The sequence below is a fragment of the Oleiphilus sp. HI0125 genome (assembly GCF_001635355.1).
On sequence record NZ_LWGF01000891.1, the window covers coordinates 1 to 1,190 of the forward strand.

The following is a 1,190-nucleotide window of genomic DNA, read 5'->3' on the forward strand; positions in this document are numbered from 1 at the left end:
CCACAAGATAGTTAATCGGCACTAATATCAGGGTAATACAGGTCGCGAACAAGATCCCAAAGCCCAAAGACACCGCCATAGGAATCAAGAACTGCGCTTGTGTCGATTTTTCAAACAACAAAGGCATTAAGCCGATAAAGGTTGTCAGTGACGTCAATATCACAGGCCTAAAGCGTGACGCTGCAGCAATGCGCACGGTATCATGAATCGCCATCCCCTCTGCGCGCTTTTTATTCACGAAATCAACGAGCACCAAGCTATCGTTCACCACAACACCGATAAGCGCGAGCATACCTAGCAAACTAATTAAGGTAAGATCCATTCCCATAATGAAATGGCCACCAATCGCGCCTATTGCCCCAAAGGGAATCACTGACATCACGATAAACGGTTGAAAGTAGGACTTGAACGGAATTGCCAATAAGCAGTACACGACAAATCCAACGAACAATAACCCATACTTCAAGCTTCCAAACGACTGACTTTGCTCTTTGGCCTCACCTTCTAACAAGTACGTAATTCCAGGATATGCAGCCAATTCAAGGTCTAAGAAATCTCTTAACTCTTGATTCAAAATCAACATGTTGGTGTTTTGCTTGTCGACATCAGCCTGCACATTGATCGTACGCTTACCGTCTTTACGAAGAATCGACAAGGGACTGATCGATGGAGACAGATCAGCAATCGCACCCAAGCGAACGCGTTCACCGGTAGGCGTCGTGATTAATACATCGCGCAATTTAGCGACACTCTGACGCTCGTCAATGGGATAACGCAATACAACCTTTATGTCATCTTGACCTCGTTGAATGCGCTGCACCTCGAGCCCAAAGAAGATATTCCTCACTTGTGATACAACTTGCTGCCTAGTCAATCCCAATACATGCGCTTCTTTGCGTAAATTGATGTCTAAGGCCTGCTTGCCATCAGAGAAGGTATCACTGACATCAAAGACACTAGGATAAGACGCGAGCTTTTCTTTCAATTTATCCGCGATTGCCGACAACTCATCGAAGTCATCACCACGCAATTCGATATCAATAGGATCACTGACACGACCAATTTCGGCGCGATAGGTCAGTCCGTCAGCACCAGGAATAGTACCTACGAGGCGGCGCCATTCATTGACCAGTTCTCGACTAGATATCGCCAGAGAGCGATCTTCAGGTGCTGTAATTTCAAACATTACC

The 1,190-nt window shown here is 46.0% G+C and carries 1 protein-coding gene; it reads right to left on the reverse strand.

The genetic code is table 11. The features are described from left to right. On the reverse strand, window positions 1-1,190 hold a 1,190-nt coding region (locus tag A3762_RS15320; RefSeq protein ID WP_197469287.1), incomplete at both ends, for an efflux RND transporter permease subunit.